This is a genomic window from Mesorhizobium sp. M0244, from assembly GCF_040321795.1.
In the GTDB taxonomy this organism is placed as follows: domain Bacteria; phylum Pseudomonadota; class Alphaproteobacteria; order Rhizobiales; family Rhizobiaceae; genus Mesorhizobium.
The window spans coordinates 95,427-116,040 of sequence record NZ_JAMYSE010000003.1 but is presented as its reverse complement, the minus strand read 5'-3'; the positions used below and the strand labels follow the sequence as shown (position 1 = coordinate 116,040).

Below are 20,614 nucleotides of genomic sequence, written 5' to 3'. Positions count from 1 at the left end.
GGCCGTTTCGTTTGAGTCACGCGGCTATGGCTGGTTCATCCAACATGGCGTAGTAGCGTTCCTCGGCTTCGGCCGGCGGGATGTTGCCGATGGGCTCCAGCAGCCGGCGATTGTTGAACCAGTCGACCCATTCGAGCGTGGCGAACTCGACGGTCTCGAATGAGCGCCAGGGTCCGCGTCGATGGATCACCTCGGCCTTGTAAAGACCGTTGATCGTTTCGGCGAGAGCATTGTCGTAAGAGTCGCCGACACTGCCCACCGAAGGTTCGACGCCGGCCTCCGCCAGGCGCTCGGTGTATCTGATAGAGACGTATTGGCTGCCTCTATCGCTGTGATGGATGAGCCTGCCTCCCTGCACGGGCCGCCGATCATGGAGAGCCTGTTCCAGAGCGTCCAGAACGAAGCTGGCATGCGCCGTCCGGCTCACCCGCCAGCCGACGATCCTTCGCGCATAGGTGTCGATGACAAAGGCGACATAGACGAAGCCCGTCCAGGTCGCGACGTAGGTGAAGTCGGAGACCCACAGCATGTTCGGCGCCGGGGCATGGAACTGGCGATTGACGTGACCGAGAGGGCATGGTGCCGCCTTGTCGCTCACCGTGGTGCGGATCGGCTTGCCGCGGATGATGCCTTCGAGGCCCATGGCCTTCATCAGGCGGGCAACCGTGCAGCGGGCGACATCGAAGCCCTCGCGTTGCAACTGCCGCCAGATCTTGCGAACGCCGTAGACGCGGAAGTTAGCCTCGAACACGCGTCGGACCTCATCCTTCAAAGCCTCATCCCGCTTCACCCGAGCCGACAGCCGGGAGGGATCGATGCGCTTGGCGACATGGTCGTGGTAGGTCGACGGGGCGATCGGCAGCACCTTGCAGATCGGCTCGACCCCATGCGCCTCGCGGTGATCGTCGATGAACGCGATCATGGCTTGAACCGGCGGTCGAGCTCCGCCTGGGCAAAATACGCGGAAGCCTTGCGAAGGATCTCGTTGGCCTGGCGAAGCTCGCGGTTCTCGCGTTCCAAAGCCTTGAGTTTCGTCGCCACATCCGTAGGCACACCGGCTCGCACGCCACTGTCGCGCTCGGCCTTCTTCACCCACTCATGTAGCGTCTGCGCCGTGCAGCCGATCTTGGCGGCGATCGACGAGACCGCCGCCCACCGCGAGGCATGCTCGCCTTCGTGATCCAGAACCAGCCGCACCGCACGGGCTCGGACCTCGGGAGAGAACTTGTTGGTCGTCTTGCTTGTCATGGCTCCACCTTCTCAGCAGTTGGAGCCTCCGATCAACCCGGGGCGGTTCAGTCTTGCGCGGGACATCGCGCCAGACCCAGAGTGGCCAAGATCGTCGTCGATCACCGTCATTGAGGCAAAGCCGCTTCTGCCGCTCTCGCGCGTTCGGCGTCTTGTCCCTGAGCGGCAAGCCCATCTCCTTGTAAAGACGGTAGAGTCGCTTCGGGTTGACCGCCCAGCCTTCCCAGCGCAGCAACACGTGAACACGCCGATAGAGCGCTGTTCCGGCGCCACCTTTCGCGCGTGGTCGTGAGCGACGATGCTCGGAGCCTTTGAGGGCTTCGACACATGACGATTTCAGAGCTTACGCTTAAATCCAACGATCCCGAGCCCGCGCGGCGTTTCGAGGTGTTCACGGGCTCCGGTCGACGGCGCGAATGGTTGCCGGAGGAGAAGGCGCGGATCGTGGCGGAAAGCTACGACGCTGGCGAGACTGTGAGCGCGGTGGCCCGGCGATATGCCTTGTCCCCGCAGCAGCTGTTCGCCTGGCGCCGGACCGCGCGGGTGCCGTTGGCGAATGCGCGGGCACCGGAGCCATTGTTTGTTCCAGCAGTGGTCGCCGCACCGGAGCCCGAACCGGCGGGGAAGCGCGCGAGATCGACGCGGAAGCGGAAAGCCGCCCGGGAAGCCGGCGTGATCGAGCTGGAGATTGACGGTGTCGCCATGCGGGTCGGCCGTGGCGCCGACGCCAGGACGGTGGCGGCGGTGATCCGCGCACTGAAGGCCGGGTCGTGATCGGGCCGACCGGCGCCGTGCGCGTCATGGTGGCGACCAAGCCGGTAGACTTCCGCAAGGGCGCGGAGGGACTGGCGGCGCTGGTGCGCGACACGATGGGCGCCGATCCGTTCTTATGCGTCGGACGAGATTATGTGGCGGAGCCGCGCAGACGCCCGTCAGAGCCAGCCAAATTCGGCTTGCCTCCGCCACATAATATTTAGATGCTGTTCAGCAGTTGCAGAACGGCGTCGTTCGGCCGGAAGCGCGCGCCGTGGTCGCCGGCGACGCCCGCCTTCTCGAGTCCGTTGCGCATCATCTCGACATCCGCGGCGGCATAGCGGTGGGTCGTGGCGACCTGTGCGTGCCCGAGCCAGGCTTGGATCGTCAAAAGGTCCACGCCGGACTGGAGAAGCTTCATGGCGAGGGAGTGCCGGAAGATGTGCGGCGATATGGGCTTGTCGGCCAAGGCCGGCCTGATGGTCACGGCCTCGGCGGCCGCACGCCGCACGATATGGGTCGCTCCGAAACGAGTCAGGCGCTCGTTGCGGGCGCCGACGAATATCGGTCGCGGCTCGTGATGGGCGATCCCGCGCTCGCTCAACAAGGTTGTCAGCGCTCGCGCCAGGTCCTTAGGAATGGGGACGACGCGGTCTCTGCGCCCCTTGCCGCGCAGCAGCACTTGCGGGTGCGGCCGCTCCAACTGAAGGTCGTTTGCGTTGACGCCGGTGGCTTCGGAGACCCGGGCGCCGGTCCGTGCCAAGAAGAGCAGAAAGGCTCGGTCGCGCCGACCACGGCGCGTCTGTGGATCGGGCGCCGCGATGAGGGCGTCCACTTCGGCGCTGGTGAGGTGATGCGTCACCTCGATGTGCGCCCGTTTTATGGGGATCGTCAACACGCGTTGGGCGACGCCGAAGGACGCCGGGTCGGCGGCAGCGACGTGGTGGAAGAAAGATCGGATCGCGGCCAGGCGGGCATTGCGCGTGGCGACGGAGTTGTTCCGCTTCTCTTCGAGTTCGTCGAGAAAGGCGAGAACGAGGTCTCGATCAAGGTCTTCGAGCGTCAATGCCGCCGGCTTCCTTCGTAACCGGGCGGCGGCAAAGAGGATCAGCATGCGCAAGGCGTCGCGATAGCTGGCCACGGTCGCGGGAGTCGCGTTGCGTTGCTTGGTCAGGCGCCGGCGAAAATAGGATTCAAGGAGCGGCGCCAGGAGCAGGTGTTCGCTCATGCTGCATCTCCATCGAGGAAGGCGCGTTCCGCCGCAATGGCGAGAAGATCCGCCGAGCCAGTGAGGTAGTAGGCTGTATCGCTGTAACTGGCGTGGCCGAGATAGGTGGCGAGCAACGGGAGCAGCGCCTGAACGTCTGCGCGCTGTTGGTGCCAGAGGCTGAGGCGGGTCACGGCGAACCGGTGCCTGAGATCGTGCGGCCTTAACGGCTTGCCGCCATCAAGGCCGGCGAGCTTACGGACCTCAGCAAAGCCGTTTTGCAGGCCAGTCGCCGAGAGGCGGTTGCCCCGGAAACTGAGGAAGAAGGCCTGATCCTTGGGCATGGGAAAAGCGGCATCGCGCTCACGGGCATAGCAACCAAGGGCAGCCTGGGTTGTCGTGTGAACTGGAACGAGACGATCCTTGCGGAACTTCGTCTTCCGAATGAGGAGGACCCCGTTGGCCAGATCGACGTCGGAACGATCAAGCCGGACCACTTCGCCCGATCGCAGCCCCGAGCTCGCCAACAATCCGATCAGCGTCGCCATGGTCCGGCCCTTGAGAGGAACCTCCGGCGAAATGCGATGGCATGCGTCGATGAGCGACGCCAACTCAGCCTCGCTGAGAATACGCGGAGGCGGAATCGCTCTGGATCTGGGGAAAGCTCTGCGCTCCAAGGCCTCGGTTCGGACGTCATAGACGGCGAGATATTCGTAAAACCGGCGGAGCACGCCGTGGCGAGTGGCGCGGCTGTTGGCGGCGCCGCCGAATGACAAGGCGAAATCCAGCGCCATCGCTCGAGTGGCGGGGGCATCGAGCTGAGCGCGCTCAACGTAGCGGACGAAAGCCCGCAACGTGCCAGCTTGCTTGCTGAAGGCGTAGCCGAGGGAGTGGCGCAGCTCGATGTAACGCTCGGCCTTCTCGCCGAGGAAACGGACGAAGGCGGTCATGCGACGCCTCCCGGAAAAGGGAGTGCGACCTCGGCGAGCTGCGAGGCCGCGACCTTTACGTACAGCGCCGTTGTGTTGATGCTCCGGTGCCCGAGAAGATCGGCGACCTCGTTGATCGGCCTTCGCTGCCTGACGAGTTGGGTGGCAAGGCTGTGGCGCAGGAGATGCGCACCTGCGACCCGCCCGAGTTCGACCCCGCCATGCCGCAACCGCTTCCGTACGATCCTCGAAACAGGCGACGCGCACTTGAACGGTCCCACGGGCGGCGTGAAGGACAGGAACAGATACGGACTATCCACCTTCGGTCGAGCGCGCAGGATGTAGTCGGCGAGCGCGGCGCCGGTCTCCTCGAGGAGCGGTGCCACCCGATCACGCTTGCCCTTGGTGCGCCGGACAAAAACCTCGCCAGCACGCCAGTCGATATCCTGCAGCCGAATGGCGCGGAGCTCGCCGTTGCGAATGCCCGTGGTGGCGAGTAGCAACAGGACGGCTCGATCGCGGATGTCGACTGGCGTTGTTGCGCCGATCGCATCGATTGCGCGCCGAACGTCATCCCATGCAAGGCGCGGCGGCAAATGCGCCAAACGCCAATGGGGCGTCCTTGGGACGACGCGGGCGAGATCCTGGTCAATGTGGCCAGCCCAACATAAAAACCGAAGAAATGTTCGGATGTGAGAAATCGCCGCCGTGCGGGTGCCGGAGGTCGCCGATAGCGACAGCCGATACTCGATAGCAGCGAGGACATGCTCAGCCGTCAACGCCTCGAGGTCTTGGCCGGGATGGTGATGGCGGAACCAATCCAGAAAGCGGCGGCCGCCCAAAAGAACGCCTTCGCGGGTCTTCGGCTCAAGTCCCCGCACCTTGCGCAGATAGTCCGAAAAGGAGGCCAGAAGCGGAGCATCTGGATCATCCTCTACACTTGGAACGGAAACAATGAACCGCTCAGGAGCCACTCGCCGTGCGTGTCCCAGCGCCGATCCTGCCCCAATGCGCGGAGTATCCGTAGTAAACGTGCATAAATAGCTATCGATGACATCTTGATGGATCGGCATCGGACCACTGCGCGGCCCGGCAAACTGGCTAAAGCGCGCAATGCGGCTCAGGTAAATCTTGGCGGACGCTCGCTTGTAACCAAGCGTGAAAAAATGCTTCGCGATGCGATCCATCTCGCCACCGAGCGCACCGCTACGCAGGCGCTTGAGCACCCCACGATACGAAAAATAGAAGTCGAGCATCCTGCCCCTCCAGCATTGCGGCGCAGGGGGATCCCGCGTCCGTTAGAGAGGCATGAAATATTATGTGGCGGAGGATTCCAGGCTTGGCAGGCTTGGCGGGCATCTGCGCAGCTCCGCAACATAATCTCCCCCGACACATAAGAACGGTTATGTGGCGCGCCACATAACCGTTCTCCGGCGCGATCTACGTCTTCAGGGCCAAGCGCGCCGACCGGGTCAAGCTCGTCTACTTCGACGGCACCGGCGTGTGCCTGCTGGCGAAGCGCCTGGAGGACGGGAAGTTCTGCTGGCCTGCGATCACCGATGGCGTGGTGAGGCTGACGGCGGCACAGCTGCAGGCGCTCCTGGAAGGGTTGGATTGGCGGCGTGTGCATGACGCCCGCGAGACGCGCGCCCCGGTCGCGGCAAGTTAATTCCACGGATCGCCAAGACGCTGGCAAAGCATTGGAATGCATGATTGAATCGGCTTCGTGAGCAACCCGGCCGAGCCCCTGACCAACGATCCGATCGCGCTTCAGGCGATGCTCGCGGCAGAGCGCGCCGAGAACGAGCGGCTGCGCCAGATCATCAAGGAGCTACAGCGTCACCGCTTCGGCCGCAGGGCAGAGAGCCTGCCGGTCGACCAGCTGCTACTGGGCCTGGAAGAGGCAGAGCAGGTTGAAGCCGAGGGCTTCGCGGCGGAGGACACCGCCGATCCCGCCAAGCGCGAGGCTCGCGCCAGGAAGCGGCGCGCCAACCGTGGGTCACTGCCCGCGCACCTGCCGCGTATCGAGCAGGTCATCGACATCCCCGACAAGGTCTGCCCATGCTGCAAGGGAATGCTGCACGTCATGGGCGAGGATCGTTCCGAGCGCCTCGACATCGTGCCGGCCCAGTTCCGCGTGATCGTCATGCGCCGGCCGAAGTATGCCTGCCGGAGCTGCGAGGAGGTCGTGGTGCAGGCGCCCGCAGCGGCGCGCCTCGTCGAGGGCGGCATTCCGACCGAAGCGACCGTCGCCCATGTTCTGGTCAGCAAATATGCCGATCACCTTCCGCTCTACCGCCAGTCCCAGATCTATGCCCGCCAGGGTGTGAACGTCGACCGCTCGACGCTCGCCGACTGGGTCGGCAAGGCGGCCTTCCTGCTCCGGCCGGTGCATGAGCGCCTGTTCGAACAGCTGAAGGCCTCATCGAAGCTCTTCGCCGATGAGACCACGGCGCCGGTGCTCGATCCTGGCCGGGGCCGGACCAAGACGGGCCAGTTGTTCGCCTATGCCCGCGACGACCGACCTTGGGGCGGGGTCGATCCGCCCGGCGTCGCCTACCTTTATGCCCCCGATCGAAAGGCCGAGCAGCTGCTGCGGCACCTTCGGGGCTTCGTCGGGATCCTGCAAGTCGACGGCTACGCCGGATACCGGGCGCTGGCCGAGCGCAACGCCGTGAGCCTGGCCTTCTGTTGGGCGCATGTCCGTCGCCGCTTCTATGAACTGGCGCAGTCCGGATCCGCGCCGATCGCAACCGAGGCTCTCCAGCGCATCGCCGAACTCTACAAGATCGAGAGCGAACTGCGAGGTCGCCCAGTTGAGGAGCGCCGCGCCGCTCGCCAGCAGAGGAGCCGACCCATCATCGACGCTCTGGACCCGTGGCTGCGCGAAAAGCTCGCCTTGGTCAGCCAGAAGACAAAACTCGCCGAAGCGATCCGCTACACGCTCGCGCGCTGGGCTGGACTTGGTCGCTTCCTCGACGACGGCCGCGTCGAGATCGACTCCAACGTCGTCGAACGCGCGATCAGACCGATCGCCCTCAATCGCGAAAACGCGCTCTTCGCCGGTTCCGACGGCGGTGGAGAGCACTGGGCGACCATCGCCTCGTTGATCGAAAGCGCCTTATGCCGCGCGCGGCATAAGGCAGAGCGTTTTTAGCTTGGCGTCGCGCAGAAAGGCGGGTGGCGAGAGCGCACTGAGGCCGATCGCGACGGTGAGCTAAAAACGTGTTGGACTAAGCCGCCGGCACGGGTGGCCGCTATGGGCGTTCAATCGAGGCGGTGCCCATGAACAGGCGTCGTGTGGTTTGGGGATGCCGTCGCGGAGGCCGCGATTGCAAGGGGTCGCGTGCGCCGAAGCGGCACGGATATGGGTTGCGGCAAAGTAAGGACCGGCGTCGCGCCCTGCCGACAGAGGCAGCCGGGGGTGACGGCGCGCAGCTTCGCGGGACCGGCTCGGTTGTCGGGCCGAACGGCTCGCGCGATGCGGTGACGGCGAAAGCGGAGCGGTTCTTTCATGATGTATCCCAGTATGGCGGGGGTCCAGTGGCGCCGTCGAAGATTTCGACGATGATCATCTGGCCTTGACGACAGGCCGGGCATTGCCTGAGGCAATGACCGGTGAGATCCTCGTAGCGGTCGCGGTAGTCCCTTTCGGATGAGCCATCCGACGGCTCGGGAACCGGCATGCCGAGCAGGTCGCGGCAATGGGCGAGCTTTTGCGCGCGGTAGCGATTGCCGAGAAAGCCGTAGTAGCGGATGCGATGGAAGCCCTCGGGCAGGACGTGCAACAAGAAGCGGCGAATGAACTCGTCGGCCGCAACGGTCATGACCTTTTGCCGATTGCCGTGCCGGTAGTCCTTCCAGCGGAAACGAACGGCGTTGTCCTCGATGTCGATGAGACGGTTGTTGGAGATGGCAACGCGGTGCGTATAGCGCCCGACATAGTCGAGCACCTGGGCAGGTCCGGCGAAGGGCGGCTTGGCAAAGACGACCCACTCAGCCTTTCGTAGCGGCGCCAAATAACGCCGGAAGGCGTCGCGCTCGCTCAGGTGCTGCAGGCCAGAGAAAAACTGCAACTGGCCGGCGTCGAAGGCTTTCTTCAGATGTTCCAGGAACAATCGTCGGAACAGGCGCGAGAGCACCCGGACGGGCAAGAAGAAGCCGGGCTTGCAGGCGATCCACCGACGACCGTCGGCAGACAGGCCGCCGCCGGCGACGACGCAATGCAGATGCGGATGATGAAGCAGGTTCTGGCCCCAGGTGTGCAGCACGGCGAAGAAGCCGATCTCGGCACCCAGGTGCTTGGGGTCGGCAGCAATGGTGCGCAGGGTCTCGGCGGCGGCACGGAAGAGCAGGCCGTAGACGAGCGCCTTGTTCTGATAGGCGATGGCGGCAATGTCGCCGGGCAGCGTGAAGACGACGTGAAAGTATTGCGTGTCGAGGAGCTCGGCGCGACGATCCTCCAGCCATTGCGCGCGGGCGAGCGACTGGCACTTCGGGCAATGGCGATCGCGGCAGCTGTTGAACGCAATGCGGCTATGGCCGCAGTGATCGCACGCTTCGACGTGCCCGCCGAGCGCGGCGGTCCGGCACAGTTTGATCGCCGTCATGACGCGGCGCTGGGCGGTCGACAGCGACGCGTCATGCTGCTCGCGATAGGCTTCGCCGTAGTAGCGGAAGATATCCGCCACTTCCGGCCCCGAGCGGGCCATCGGCGCGAGCTCAGAAGTATTGAGGCTTGGCGGGTGGCGGCAGGATGGGCGCCGGACGCGGTAAGAGCTCGAAGGGGCTCGACGTGGCGCAGACCTTGTTGGTGGCGATCCGCAGGTAATGGGCGGTGGTCGCGAGGCTGCGGTGACCGAGCAAGAGTTGAATGGTGCGCACGTCGGCGCCGGCCTCCAACAGATGGACAGCGAAGGCGTGCCGCAAACTGTGCGGCGTGACCGGTTTGGACAAGCCGGAGCGGTCGCGCGCTTTCGCGCAGGCTTGTCCCACCGCATCCCTGGTGATCGGCTGGTCGGCACGATCGCCGGGGAAGAGCCACGCCTTTGGCCGGCGCACCTTCCAATAGTTGCGCAGGATCTCCAGCAGCTTGGGCGACAGCATCACGTAGCGGTCCTTCTGGCCTTTGCCCTGCTCGACGCGGATGACCATTCTCTGGCTGTCGATGCCCGTGGGCTTCAGCTGAACCGCTTCCGAGATGCGCAAGCCGGCGGCATAGCACGTGGTCAGGATGGCATGGTGTTTAACGTCGAGGATGCAACCGAGGAACCGCTGAACTTCCTCGGCACTGAGGATGATCGGCAGCTTCTGTGGTTTCTTGGGAAGCGGCAGGACCTCTTCAGGCGCCCAGTCCCTTTCGAGCGTCACCTTGTAGAGAAAGCGCAGCGCCGCAATGGCGGTGTGGATCGAACCAGACGCCAGCTTCTTCTCGTTGGTCAGATAGACCTGATAGGTCCGAATGTCCTCGCGCCCGAGCAAGTCCGGCGACTTGCTAAAATAGCGGGCGAACAGCGACACCTGTTGCAGATACGACAGCTGGGTGTTGAGCGCGAAGTTGCGCACCTGCATGTCCTCGCTCATGCGCTGGCGAAGTTGGGTCATGACAAGCTCCTTTGTCCGATGGAGGGGGCTGCAAGCAGCCACCCCATGCTGACGCAGTCGGAGCTTGTTGTGGACACATGACCAGCGCGACAGACGACGCGATCAGATCACGCTGTCGGCACTCACCCTCCTTGCCGCTCCGCTTTCGCGGAGCGGGTTAGTCCAAGCAGGTTTATGCCGACCGCCAAACTATGCCGAGCGCCTCTTCCGATCATGGCGGTATGAAGCGCTTTGCCCGCCATTTCGACCGAGAGCCGGTCGTTGACACTCGGCATAGTTCTCATGCTCAAAGGGCGTTCAGGAATTCAAGAAGTCGGTCGTTTGGCCGAAATCGTTCGGCCTTTGCGCGTTCGTATGGCTTCAGCTTGCCAAGTGCGGATTCCTTCAGCTCAAGATGTGCGTGAAGATAGGTCAGCGTCGTTTCCATCGCCTCATGGCCCAGCCATAGGGCGATGACCGAACAATCGACGCCCGCCTGCAGCAGCTCCATGGCAGCGCTGTGCCTCAAAACATGAGGCGACACCCGCTTCGAGCGTAGGATGACGCAGTGTTTCAGATATGCGTCGTTCGAGGAGCCGGCCCATAGCGCTCAGATTCAACGCGTGCTCGCGATCCCGAGCAAGCGATGCGACAAGCGACAACTTCAGTTTCTCACCAGGCCCGAGATTGAAGCGATCCTGGCCTGTCCGGATCGCAGCACATGGCTGGGACGGCGTGATCACACTCTGCTGTTGCTGGCCGCGCAAACAGGCCTGCGGGTCTCGGAGATCATCGATCTCAACCGGGACTCGGTCATGCTGGGGCACGGTGCCCACGTGCGATGCGTTGGCAAGGGCCGCAAGGAGCGAAGTACGCCGCTCACCAAGGTTGCACAGCAAGCCCTTCGGGGCTGGCTCAACGAGCCCAGGAAACGGGGCCGCCTCGATGTCGCATGAGCCGATCTGTGAACCACCGCTCGATCAGCACGGCCAGATCCTTCGAGGCGCTCATGAGCGAACCTCCCACCGCTCATCCAGCAGTCGCGCAGCAAGGGTCATTAGCTCCGGCGCGGCGGATAGATACCAGTAGGTGTCGCGAACATTGGCATGGCCGAGAAAGGTCGAGAGGACCGGCAGTTCCCGCTCGACATCTTCGCCCGCACGATACCAGTTGGTCAGGACCTGGACGGCGAAACGGTGACGAAGATCGTGAACCCGCGGACCATTGCGCTGCCCCCGCTGCCGCAGACCGATCTGTCGCGACAGCTGCCAGAACACCCGGTGCACGTATTGGTGCAGCAATCTGCCGCCCTGCTCGGCGACAAAGAAATAGGGGCTACGAGGCGCGACGAGATGCGCGTCGCGTCGCGCGGCGTAGTCCGACAGCACGGCGACCGTCGTGGCATGGAGCGGGACCAGCCGCGACTTGCCGAACTTCGTCTCCCGAATGGTGAGGACACCTTGGTCGAGATCGACGTCGTTTCGGCGCAGGTCCAGCGCTTCGGAATGGCGCAGCCCGGCGACCGCTATCAATCCGAACAGGCAATGATATGTCCAGGGACGGAGGGCGTTGGCCGGCGGCAGCGCCAGTGCCGCCGCCAGAAGCGCCGTGATCTCAGCATCGGTATAGATGTAGGGCTTTGCCCGCCGCGCCGGCGGCACAGCGTCTTGAGGTGGCACTTCCGTCATGGGGTCGAAATGAGCGAGGTGCTGAGCGAAGCAGCGCACATCGGTCAGGCGGATGGACCAACTCGGTTGTCGGCCGATCAACGTCACCCACTTCATTGCCAGCGCCGTGGTGATGGTCTCGGCGCCGCGAGCCTCCATGAAGGTGACGAAATCCGACAACCGTCGAGCGGGCCCGTGGTACTTGTATCCCAACCCCTGGCGCATGCCCACATAGCGCTCGAGCGCTGTTCGAAGACGGCTCATTGGGCACCTCCCGGCCACGGTAGGCTCAGTTCGCGCAGCTTCTCGATGTCGAGCTTGGCATAGATCCTCGTGCTGTCGATGCTCCGGTGACGAAGCAACTGGCCGATCTCAGCAAAGCTGGCCCCCGACCGCAGCAGGTCGGTCGCAAGGCTGTGGCGGAAGAGGTGCGCGCCGTGGTGCGCATAGCCGTGAATACCTGCCCGCTCGAGGGCCTCCTTCGCGATCGAGGTGGCGGTCGCACGGAAGATCGCGGTTCTGCTTCATTGCCTCTGGGTCGACGGCACAAGCTTTGAGTGGGGTAGCGAAAAGATGGCATAGCAGATCCGAACTCGACCTAATTCGCGGGCCCGTTTCCGGAGCTCGTGATGTCCCCGCCGGGACGGTGGTTGCGGCGACCTCGGTCAAACGGCTGACAGCAGTTCATCTGCATCTCGTTGGAAACGTTGAGGCGCCCGACCCGAACATCATCATGAGGCACTCGACCTCGGAAAGGACCATGACCCCGGCGATGGCAATGCGAGATCCGGATTGACAACTACCCGCAATTAAAGGGCCGTTTGACACCGTCGTCGGAGATGATCATCAGCAGCCGGCCGATTGCTCAGGACACGAAGCGCTTCTTTGTCCTTGGCCTTAGAATCTCCAACGCTCCCTTCAGCATTGCTTCAGCATCGATTTCGCTAGCAACTTTCCACTTCTTCAGCCTGCGGTCCGTCCTCAGGGCTCTGCAGCAGCCGGGCGTCCGACATCTCCCCACCGCCGTAGGGGCCGCGCCAGTTTGGGGAAGTCGTCTGAGAGGCCTCGTGTTTGCGGCACAGCCCCGCCCTCAAGAAATCCCGCCTGTCGCTCCTTCAATACCCCGATGATCCTTGATCAGTTGCTTCATCTCCGTCCATCCGGGCTCCCGATGCCGCTCAAACTTATAGCAGTTGCAGTGGCAACAGCTGATCTGCCATTGACAGAAGCCGCCCAATCACTTAATAGAACATTGTTCCATAAAGAATACTGTGATCAAAAGCCTCGACGAGGCGCACGTGGGGTCAGGCTAATGGCGATCTGGGCAGGCGTATTCCCAGCAGTAACCACGAAGCTGAATGAACAAGGCGAGCTCGACCTTTCGGCAACGCAGAGCAGCATAGAGAGACTTGTCCAGAGTGGCGTCTCCGGTCTCATTGTTCTTCCGATGTTAGGAGAGAACGCGTCTCTCACGCTCGACGAAAAGGAGACCGTCATTCGCGCTGCCAAGGAAGTAGTGGGCGGGCGTGTGCCGCTCCTTGCCGGCCTTGCCGAAGTTGCCTCCGAGTCGGCTGTGAGTACCGCGCGAAAGTTCCAGGCCTTCGGTGCGGAAGGACTGATGGCGTTCCCAAGCATTGCCTACAAATCAGACGCTCGCGAGACCGTTGCATGGTACAGACGCCTTGCCGACGGCTGCGATCTTCCAATTATGATTTACAACAATCCAATCGCTTACGGGGTTGATGTGACCCCGGAGATCCTGCGGACACTTGAGGACGTCGATCAGATCGTTTGTATCAAAGAGGAATCCGGGGACATTCGCCGTGTGACGGATCTGTACAATGCCTTCGGCGATCGCTTCGCAGTGTTTTGCGGCGTGGACGATCTGATACTCGAGAGCCTCGCCTTGGGCGTCACTGGGTGGGTTTCCGGTATGACCAACGCATGGCCCGAGGAATGCGTTCGAATATTCGAGCTAGGGCGCGCTGAAAAGTTTTCGGAGACTCGGGAGCTGTACCGCATTATGACACCTGCGTTCCACTTGGATACCAGCGTAAAGCTGGTGCAGTACATAAAACTGGCGGAGCACCTCGTTTACGGGGCGCCCGAATGGACACGCGCGCCACGGTTGCCTTTGGTCGCAGAAGAGCGTGCGCGGGTGGTGTCCGTCATCCAGCAGACGATGGCCTCGCTGTCTGAGCGTCGTCGGGCGGCCTGAACGGCAGCAGTGAGAATTTTGGGCCGTTCCGGGGCCAAAGGCTATCGGTGATATTCCGGCCGGTACTTGTCAACACTCTGGTGCGATCTCGATTCACAATCAGGCAGGATCAACGATGCAAAGCGATGTTCAACAAGCCCAGCTCAGTTCGGTACTAGTACTGCGCGCAAGCGATAATGTTGCCATCGCTCGACGTGCACTGATTCCGGGGCAGATGGTGGATGGCGATATTGTCGCGAAGAGCGCTATCCCTGCGGGGCACAAGATCTCGATCAGAATGATCAGGTTAGGCGAACCGGTCCTGCGCTACGGTCAGATCATCGGATATGCGACGAAGGACATAGAGCCTGGACTGCATGTTCATCTCCACAATATGGCGCTCGGCGAGTTCGAAAAAGATTACGCCTTCGGCGCTGCGGCTCACCAGACTGATTTTGTCAAGACCCCGGCTACATTCCTGGGGATCCGTCGCGCGGATGGGCGAGCCGCGACCCGAAACTATGTGGGAGTGCTTAGCAGCGTGAACTGCAGCAGCCATGTTGCAAACACCGTGGCCGAGGTCTTTAAGAGAAATCCATTCACAGGCGCGGACCCGCTCGCTGAATTCCCGAACGTGGATGGTGTAGTGGCGCTCACTCATAAGACAGGGTGCGGCATGACGGGAGGCGAGCCATTGAACGTGCTGCGCCGCACGTTGGGTGGCTATGCTCGGCACGTTAATTTCAGTCATGTCATCGTTCTAGGGCTGGGCTGCGAGGTTAATCAGATCGGCGGTCTGCTCGAGGACCAGCGGCTGGCAGGCCGGGTTCGCAGCATGGACATTCAGACCATGGGCGGTGCCCGGAAGACCACTGAAGCCGCGGTCGAATTTGTCCGGAATGTGCTCCAGGAATCTAACCAGGTCGCCCGGCAGCCTATTCCTGCGAGCGAACTGATCGTGGGACTCCAATGTGGTGGATCAGACGGTTTGTCGGGTGTGACGGCGAACCCGGCTTTGGGAGCGGCGAGCGACATTCTGGTGCGGCACGGCGGCACAGTAATTCTATCCGAAACTCCAGAAACCTTTGGCGCCGAGCATCTGCTTACGCGCCGGGCCTTGTCGCGCGAAGTGGGTGAGAAGCTGATCGCTCTCATGGACTGGTGGGATGCTTACTTCAAGCGCGAAGGCGCGGTCATGAACGACAATCGCTCCCCCGGGAACATGGCTGGTGGCATCAGTACTATTGTTGAGAAGTCACTCGGAGCGATGTCCAAAGGTGGCACAACAAACCTGGTCGACGTCGTGAAATATGGCGAAAACGTCAAGGGCCCAGGTCTGGTGTTCATGGACACCCCTGGCTACGACCCCGTTTCGGCGACCGGCCAGGTGGCAGGCGGCGCAAATCTCATCTGCTTTACCACCGGACGGGGCAGTGTGTTTGGCTGCAAGCCGACACCGTCTATCAAACTAGCGTCGAACACGCCCATGTACGAACGTATGAAGGACGACATGGACGTCAACTGCGGCGAGATTCTCAGCGGGGGTGAAACCGTGGAGGAATGCGGCAAGCGAATCTTCGATCTGATCCTGCGCGTGGCTTCAGGGGAACGCACGAAGAGCGAACAGTTCGATTTTGGTGCAGACGAATTTGCTCCTTGGGTTCTCGGGGCCACAGTGTAGTTCAAGAGGCTAGAAAGATGAAGGTCGTATATTCCGAGAACCACCGCAGTCACAATCCGCAAACGTTCATTCATCGTGGCAAGTTGGTCCAAAGCCCCGAGCGGCCGGAGCGTGCTGATATGTTGCTCTCGTCGGCGACCGCCGCCGGCCACGAGGCGCTCGAGGCGCAACATAGGGATGGCCATGCTCTGGCGCGGGTTCACACTGCGCGCTACCTCGATTTTCTTGAAAATGGCATCGAGGAATGGCTGGCGCTGCCTAATGCCGGCGCGGAAATCGTCCCCAACACGCACCCCAATCGCTTTGCCTCACACTATGCCAGCCATATCGTTGCGCGCGCCGGTTTTCATCAGGCCGACACGGCGTGCCCGATTAGTCGCGGGACCTGGGCAGCGGCTCGATCGAGTGTCGATGTGGCCCTCAACGTCGGTGATCTCATTAGGCAGGGTGAGCGTCGTGCCTATGGGCTTTGCCGCCCTCCAGGTCACCACGCCTGCACGGAGATGGCCTGGGGATTTTGCTATCTCAACAATGTGGCTGTGCTAGCCGAGTCCCTGAGGGGCTCGGGCGCGCAGCGGGTCGCAATTATCGACATCGATATTCATCATGGAAATGGCATCCAGCAAATCTTCTACGACCGCCCCGACGTTCTGACGGTATCCGTCCATGCCGATCCTGATGGGTTTCCCATGTTCTTCAGCGGCTATGCAGACGAAACTGGTTCGGGCGCGGGGGAAGGCTTCAATCTCAATCTTCCGTTGAAACCCGGCAGCGATGATGCCGCGTTCGTGGATGCAATCGCCGTGGGCATGCGAAGAGTTGCAGACTTCGGACCGGACGTGCTGATTATTGCGCTTGGGCTCGATGCCTATCGTGGCGACCCACTCAGCGTGTTTGACGTCAGCACGGATGGCTTTCGAAAAGCTGCCAGCACCATCAACCGCTTCAGCGGGCCTGTCGCCATGCTGCAAGAAGGCGGCTATCCCTGCGCAGAACTTGGCAACAACCTTGTGGCATTTCTTGGCGCTGTAGAGGAATGATTTTGAAATCACCCCTACGGTTTCGGCAAAACTACTGGGCAATGTGAATTCTGATGTAAGTCGTGCGGCCGTCATCGAGATGCGCACGACTGGAACGGCGTGGCGCTTGCAGCGCAAGGGAAAGCAACGATGGAACTGCGAACAGAACGCCTGCTGCTACGCAAATGGAGAGATGACGACGTCGAACTGATTGCTCGACTCGTTCAAGATCCGAAGGCCGGACAGTACCTTGGAAGATTCGTCGATCGGGCCGCGATTGATGCGTGGATAAAATCCGAACGTGAGCACTTCGAAAGATACGGTTATGGCCTTTTTGCTATGGAGCGTCTGGAAGCCCCCGGGTTCATCGGCTTTTGCGGGCTGGTCAATGTAAGCTATCAAGCCCCTTTTACACCGGCGGTTGAAATGTATTGGAGGGTAGCTTCAGATCAGTGGGGACAAGGATATGCAAGCGAAGCCGCCGCTGCCGTAGTCGCTTTCGGTTTCGAAAAGGCAAAGCTGAACCAAGTCGTGGCCATTGCTGCGGTCGAGAACACTGCCTCTCGCCGGGTTATGGAGCGCATAGGCATGTCCCACAATCCAAAGGACGACTTTGATCATCCGCTCAAGGGAGTAGATGATCCCTTGAGACGCCAAGTACTTTACAGGCTTACTTATGACCATTGGCATCGAAAAAGATAGTTTGAGCTTAATTGCCGTCCCTTCGGAAAATTTTTGAGCTAAAGTCCATTATGAAGTTGTTCGAATATAGTCCTCAACTGGATTGGGGTTGATCAAAGATCGGCGAGAAGAGCGATCTCACTACGGTTCCGACGTTCTAAAACGTTTGATGTAAACACGTGGTGACGTCAACGATTTTTAGCGGAGTTGTGATCTACCGCAGGATTAGCAACACGTCATGCAGCGAAAAAATTCGCATCCGACTTGCTCGACGGCTCTAGCCCCTCTTCGAAGCCCGCCGTTTCGTGCGATCTGCACCGCGACACAAATTTCAAGCCTCGGGTGGCTGGTGCAAACCACAGCCATTAGCTGGCTGATGGCCACGATCTCGCCCTCCGATCTGATGGTCGCGCTCGTCCAGGCATCGTCCACACTGCCGGCGTTCTTCCTATCGATCCTCGCGGGCGCGATCGCCGACAGTTACAGCCGACGCGGAGTGATGCTGGCCGGCCACTGCCTGTTGGCATTGGCCTCAGCAACGCTGGCGATTTCGGTTGGGCTGGGTTTTGTGAGCCCATGGCTGATCCTGGGGCTTGGTTTTTTGGCCGGATGCGGCTTTGCCCTGAATGATCCGGCTTGGCACGCGTCTGTCGGCGATCTCTTGGAAAAGCGCGATATTCCCGCCGCAGTGACGCTGATGTCGGTCGGATACAACATCGTGCGCAGCACCAGCCCCGCCCTCGGCGGCGTCATTGTCGCTTTCTTCGGACCTCTTGCCGCTTTCGCTGTGGCGGCCGTGAGCGATCTGGTTCCGATTGCCGCCATAACCCGCTCCAAATGGCGCGTCCGCTCCTCGTCGCTCCCGCGCGAGCGAATAATTACGGCGATTCATGACGGAGTGCGCTTCACGGCGATGTCCTCCGAGATCAAAGCGGCAATCGCGCGCGGAACTTTGTTCGGGCTGGCGAGCATTTCCATCCTCGCGCTGCTGCCTCTCGTAGTCCGCGATCACCTGGAAGGAGGCCCCATCACTTATGGCATTCTCTTGGCCGCCTTTGGCATGGGTGCGTTCGCAGCCGGCTTCGGCAGCGGCAACCTGAGACGCATCGTGTCTCAGGACCGGCTTATTGCGTTGGCCGCTGTCGCCTGCGCCGTGTGTTGTCTGTCGCTTGCTCTGACCTCCTCGCTTCCCATTGCCGCTATCGCGCTGGTCCTCGGCGGCGCGGGCTGGCTCCTCACCTGGACCGGCACCGACGTGTGTATCCAGTTGGAAAGCCCGAGGTGGGTCGTCGGCCGGACACTGTCAATCTACTATGCCCTGGCTCAAGGCGGGATGGCCGCGGGCAGCTGGATCTGGGGCAGTGTTGCCGAAAGTCACTCCCTTACCCTGGCCTTGGAGGGTGCTGCAGCGGCTCTGTTGGTTGTTGCCGCCGCCGGGACCGTCCTGCCGATACGGCCATGGGAAGAATCCGATCAGGAGATCTCGGAATTCATGGCACCGTCCCTTGCGCTCGAGCTGAAGCCCCGAAGCGGACCTATCATCATCAAACTCGACTACGCCATAGCCGAGCAGGATGTGGACGCCTTTCTCGACTGCATGCGCGAGAGGCGCCGCGTTCAAAGCCGGGCGGGGGCGCGAAACTGGACGCTTCAGCGCAATTTGCAAACCCCCCAACCTTTGGACTGAGACGTTCCGGACGCCGACGTGGACAGATTATCTTCGTATGCATCACCGCCTCACCGCCGCGGACAAAGAACTGGGTGAGCGGTTGTTCGCACTGCACGACGGCGACCAATCTCCCCACACTACACTTACGATCGAGCGGCCGACGACCGCGCCTCGCAGAGCAGAACAGCGAGGGCCCTTGATGTCACGTCGCTAGCGAGAAGCCTTGTTTGCTTCAACGTCATGTTCCGAACTTCAACAAAGGTAACCCAGCTATGGCGAGGCCTGTACACCGTTGACAAGTATTCGCCAAGAGACCGTTTGCCAGTCAGCGGCTCGTCCCGCGCGCTCGCAGCCGGCATCGGTCAACAAGGCCTCGCGCCACACTGCGGTTGCTTCCAGGCGCATTGGAAGTCGTGAGCGGCAGGCAAAAGGCCATGCAGTCGGCGCTGTCCGGTCGCGATGCGACAACCGCAACCTTGGCGCCGCTCGCCCTGCCGCACGAGCCATCCCAGGCTGGATATCTGTGTAGATATCCAGATCCGAACGAAACACCTGGTTCCGAAGCGGGGCAAGCATCGTTGGAACGGACGGATGAGGAATTTCGTGCTGCATACGTTTTTTGAGACCGGTAACTTCTCCGGGGTTACGCGGCGCACAGTAGGGGCGGTTTGGGCTTGAATAGTGAGGGCACGCGCGGCTCTGGTGCTCGAAATCGTGCCCGCAGTCGGTCGCGAAGCTCACTATTCATCTCGGCTGTCCGAACCTGCATCAGCATGTGAGCACCGTGTAGAGACCAGCGCATCTGCTGCCTCTTGGCCATGCGTTTGGCGATCACAGAATTGACCGCCGACTCGGCAAGGGTCGTGGCCACGCGAAGTCCGGCTTGGTAGCGCTTTCCGTAATTCACGATCGCACTGCGGTTCGAACGGACGTAGGTGAGGAGCTGAGACCCGAGGCTGTGGAGCCGATGGTCGGAAGTATTTCAGGAAGACGAGACTGGATCGGATCACGTGATCAGCGATCTTCTGCATGGGCTGGATCTTCATGGCGATGTGGAACCAGTCGATGATGTGGGTCGTCGGTTTCGGCATGGCGCGCGGAAGCCGCTTCAGGATTTCGGCGCCGTCCGAGATCACAGTGACATCCCCAAAGCCGCAATACCCCTCTTCCCGAAGAGCGTGGAGCGCTCCATCGCGTATCGCAGGTTGGTCAGTGTTGGCGGTGACAAAGTAGCGGCCACCGACTTCCCCCCGACCTCCGCGACCGCATCTGGCCACGACGAGTTCGAAGTTTCGCGCTGAATTGGGATCGGCACTGCGAACGTGCGCCGTATCGATGCTGATGACGAACTCTTTGCGTCGATCACCAGGAAGCTGCATCTCAAGCTGATGTCGTTCCTCCATCTTCATTCTCGGGCGCCAGGTTTCCTCAGTGATCTGGTCGTCGAGCCGCTCGCCGACTTTGATGGTCCGCTTTCGCACGGTCGCGTGCGTCTTGGTCGGTTCGATGGGCAGGAATTCGGCGAGCACGCTGGCGGCCTGCCGGTACGGCATCATGCTTCCCAGTCGCGCCGTCAGTTCCATCAGCTCGGACGTTACCCGATCCGGACAGATTTCCTTCAGCGGCGCGAACGCGGCTACCATTCCTTGGGTGACATCCCTGGCACAGCATCCATCGTGCATTGCGAACCTCACAGTGCCAAAGACCGTTCGAATTCGGCGCATCGTGTAGTCCTTGACCGGCCGAAACATGTGGCAATCGGGGCAGACCCGGCGAAAAAGGGCATAGGTCTCCGCCTCGTGGTTCACGACCGCGCTCTGCAGGGCCGTCACGATTTTCTGGCCGTCGTCGATCGACAGGCCGATATCACCGTCGAGCAAGCATTCGTCGCTCTTCTCAATCCGAACTTCTTGCCGACAGACATCGCCAAGCGCGTTTTTCCTCGCGATCGAGATCGTCCACTCCATCACGTCACTTTCC

13 protein-coding genes, 8 pseudogenes and 1 other annotated feature are annotated in these 20,614 nt (G+C 61.6%); of the genes and pseudogenes, 10 read left to right on the top strand and 11 right to left on the bottom strand.

The window, feature by feature from the left end:
• Positions 1 to 16 precede the first annotated feature (16 nt).
• Together NKJ08_RS04165 and NKJ08_RS04160 are read right to left on the bottom strand one after the other, a co-directional pair.
• Positions 17 to 1,248, bottom strand: a protein-coding gene (locus NKJ08_RS04165) for an IS3 family transposase (protein WP_352781406.1) whose coding sequence is annotated in 2 segments (ribosomal slippage) — positions 17 to 957 and positions 957 to 1,248 — 1,233 coding nt in all. Because the reading frame shifts where the segments join, the coding sequence is not laid out codon by codon here.
• Positions 848 to 964: a sequence feature (AL1L pseudoknot), on the bottom strand. It overlaps the preceding gene by 117 nt.
• Before the next feature lie 151 nt (positions 1,249 to 1,399).
• A pseudogene (locus NKJ08_RS04160) lies at positions 1,400 to 1,501 on the bottom strand (IS3 family transposase); the annotation flags it as partial.
• A gap of 74 nt (positions 1,502 to 1,575) precedes the next feature.
• On the opposite strand from NKJ08_RS04160, the gene tnpA reads away from it, so the two are divergent.
• Complete coding sequence (tnpA, locus tag NKJ08_RS04155) at positions 1,576 to 2,022, top strand: IS66-like element accessory protein TnpA (RefSeq protein WP_352691749.1); 447 nt, start codon at positions 1,576 to 1,578, stop codon at positions 2,020 to 2,022.
• Positions 2,023 to 2,048: 26 nt separating this feature from the next.
• Positions 2,049 to 2,135 (top strand): annotated as a pseudogene (gene tnpB / locus NKJ08_RS38950) (IS66 family insertion sequence element accessory protein TnpB); the annotation flags it as partial.
• Between the two features lie 86 nt (positions 2,136 to 2,221).
• Here tnpB (NKJ08_RS38950) and NKJ08_RS04145 read toward each other — a convergent pair.
• The 3 genes from NKJ08_RS04145 to NKJ08_RS04135 are packed head-to-tail and all read right to left on the bottom strand — an operon-like array spanning position 2,222 to position 5,393.
• Positions 2,222 to 3,229, bottom strand: coding sequence for a tyrosine-type recombinase/integrase (locus NKJ08_RS04145; RefSeq protein ID WP_352781404.1), 1,008 nt, complete (start codon positions 3,227 to 3,229; stop codon positions 2,222 to 2,224).
• Entirely contained in the window at positions 3,226 to 4,158 is a 933-nt protein-coding gene (locus NKJ08_RS04140; protein WP_352781403.1) for a tyrosine-type recombinase/integrase, read from the bottom strand. The genes NKJ08_RS04145 and NKJ08_RS04140 overlap by 4 nt, the downstream gene beginning before the upstream one ends.
• Positions 4,155 to 5,393 carry a site-specific integrase gene (locus NKJ08_RS04135; protein WP_352781402.1) on the bottom strand — a complete coding sequence of 413 codons (1,239 nt, stop codon included), beginning with the start codon at positions 5,391 to 5,393 and terminating at the stop codon, positions 4,155 to 4,157. The genes NKJ08_RS04140 and NKJ08_RS04135 overlap by 4 nt, the downstream gene beginning before the upstream one ends.
• A 179-nt stretch (positions 5,394 to 5,572) precedes the next feature.
• On the opposite strand from NKJ08_RS04135, the pseudogene tnpB (NKJ08_RS04130) reads away from it, so the two are divergent.
• Positions 5,573 to 5,806: pseudogene (gene tnpB, locus NKJ08_RS04130) on the top strand (IS66 family insertion sequence element accessory protein TnpB); the annotation flags it as partial.
• A 108-nt stretch (positions 5,807 to 5,914) separates the two neighbouring features.
• Positions 5,915 to 7,255, top strand: a pseudogene (tnpC, locus tag NKJ08_RS04125) (IS66 family transposase); the annotation flags it as partial.
• A gap of 394 nt (positions 7,256 to 7,649) precedes the next feature.
• On the opposite strand, the gene NKJ08_RS04120 reads toward tnpC, so the two are convergent.
• The 3 genes and pseudogenes from NKJ08_RS04120 to NKJ08_RS04110 all read right to left on the bottom strand — a co-directional run.
• Positions 7,650 to 8,849 (bottom strand): IS91 family transposase, encoded by a 1,200-nt coding sequence (locus NKJ08_RS04120; protein ID WP_352781401.1) that lies wholly within the window; start codon positions 8,847 to 8,849, stop codon positions 7,650 to 7,652.
• Between the two features lie 10 nt (positions 8,850 to 8,859).
• Complete coding sequence (locus tag NKJ08_RS04115; RefSeq protein ID WP_352781400.1) at positions 8,860 to 9,741, bottom strand: tyrosine-type recombinase/integrase; 882 nt, start codon at positions 9,739 to 9,741, stop codon at positions 8,860 to 8,862.
• 286 nt (positions 9,742 to 10,027) lie between these two features.
• A pseudogene (locus NKJ08_RS04110) lies at positions 10,028 to 10,294 on the bottom strand (tyrosine-type recombinase/integrase); the annotation flags it as partial.
• Between NKJ08_RS04110 and NKJ08_RS04105 the strand changes: the two are divergent.
• Positions 10,293 to 10,658 (top strand): annotated as a pseudogene (locus tag NKJ08_RS04105) (tyrosine-type recombinase/integrase); the annotation flags it as partial. The pseudogenes NKJ08_RS04110 and NKJ08_RS04105 sit on opposite strands and share 2 nt — an antisense overlap.
• Before the next feature lie 69 nt (positions 10,659 to 10,727).
• Here the strand turns inward: NKJ08_RS04105 and NKJ08_RS04100 are convergent.
• Together NKJ08_RS04100 and NKJ08_RS04095 are read right to left on the bottom strand one after the other, a co-directional pair.
• A complete protein-coding gene (locus NKJ08_RS04100) occupies positions 10,728 to 11,651 on the bottom strand; it encodes a tyrosine-type recombinase/integrase (protein ID WP_352781399.1) in 924 nt (307 codons plus the stop codon).
• Positions 11,648 to 11,845 (bottom strand): tyrosine-type recombinase/integrase, encoded by a 198-nt coding sequence (locus NKJ08_RS04095; protein WP_352781499.1) that lies wholly within the window; start codon positions 11,843 to 11,845, stop codon positions 11,648 to 11,650. The genes NKJ08_RS04100 and NKJ08_RS04095 overlap by 4 nt, the downstream gene beginning before the upstream one ends.
• Before the next feature lie 854 nt (positions 11,846 to 12,699).
• Between NKJ08_RS04095 and NKJ08_RS04090 the strand changes: the two genes are divergently transcribed.
• From NKJ08_RS04090 to NKJ08_RS04070, 5 genes and pseudogenes are all read left to right on the top strand, one after another.
• Positions 12,700 to 13,605: a dihydrodipicolinate synthase family protein gene (locus NKJ08_RS04090; RefSeq protein WP_352781398.1), complete on the top strand. Its 906-nt coding sequence runs from the start codon at positions 12,700 to 12,702 to the stop codon at positions 13,603 to 13,605.
• A 115-nt stretch (positions 13,606 to 13,720) separates the two neighbouring features.
• Positions 13,721 to 15,265, top strand: coding sequence for a UxaA family hydrolase (locus NKJ08_RS04085; RefSeq protein WP_352781397.1), 1,545 nt, complete (start codon positions 13,721 to 13,723; stop codon positions 15,263 to 15,265).
• Between the two features lie 17 nt (positions 15,266 to 15,282).
• Positions 15,283 to 16,305: a histone deacetylase family protein gene (locus NKJ08_RS04080; RefSeq protein ID WP_352781396.1), complete on the top strand. Its 1,023-nt coding sequence runs from the start codon at positions 15,283 to 15,285 to the stop codon at positions 16,303 to 16,305.
• Between the two features lie 129 nt (positions 16,306 to 16,434).
• Complete coding sequence (locus NKJ08_RS04075; protein ID WP_352781395.1) at positions 16,435 to 16,986, top strand: GNAT family N-acetyltransferase; 552 nt, start codon at positions 16,435 to 16,437, stop codon at positions 16,984 to 16,986.
• A 217-nt stretch (positions 16,987 to 17,203) separates the two neighbouring features.
• Positions 17,204 to 18,848 (top strand): annotated as a pseudogene (locus tag NKJ08_RS04070) (MFS transporter).
• A gap of 429 nt (positions 18,849 to 19,277) precedes the next feature.
• Here NKJ08_RS04070 and NKJ08_RS04065 read toward each other — a convergent pair.
• Positions 19,278 to 20,601, bottom strand: a pseudogene (locus NKJ08_RS04065) (ISKra4-like element ISMet1 family transposase).
• Between the last annotated feature and the right edge of the window lie 13 nt (positions 20,602 to 20,614).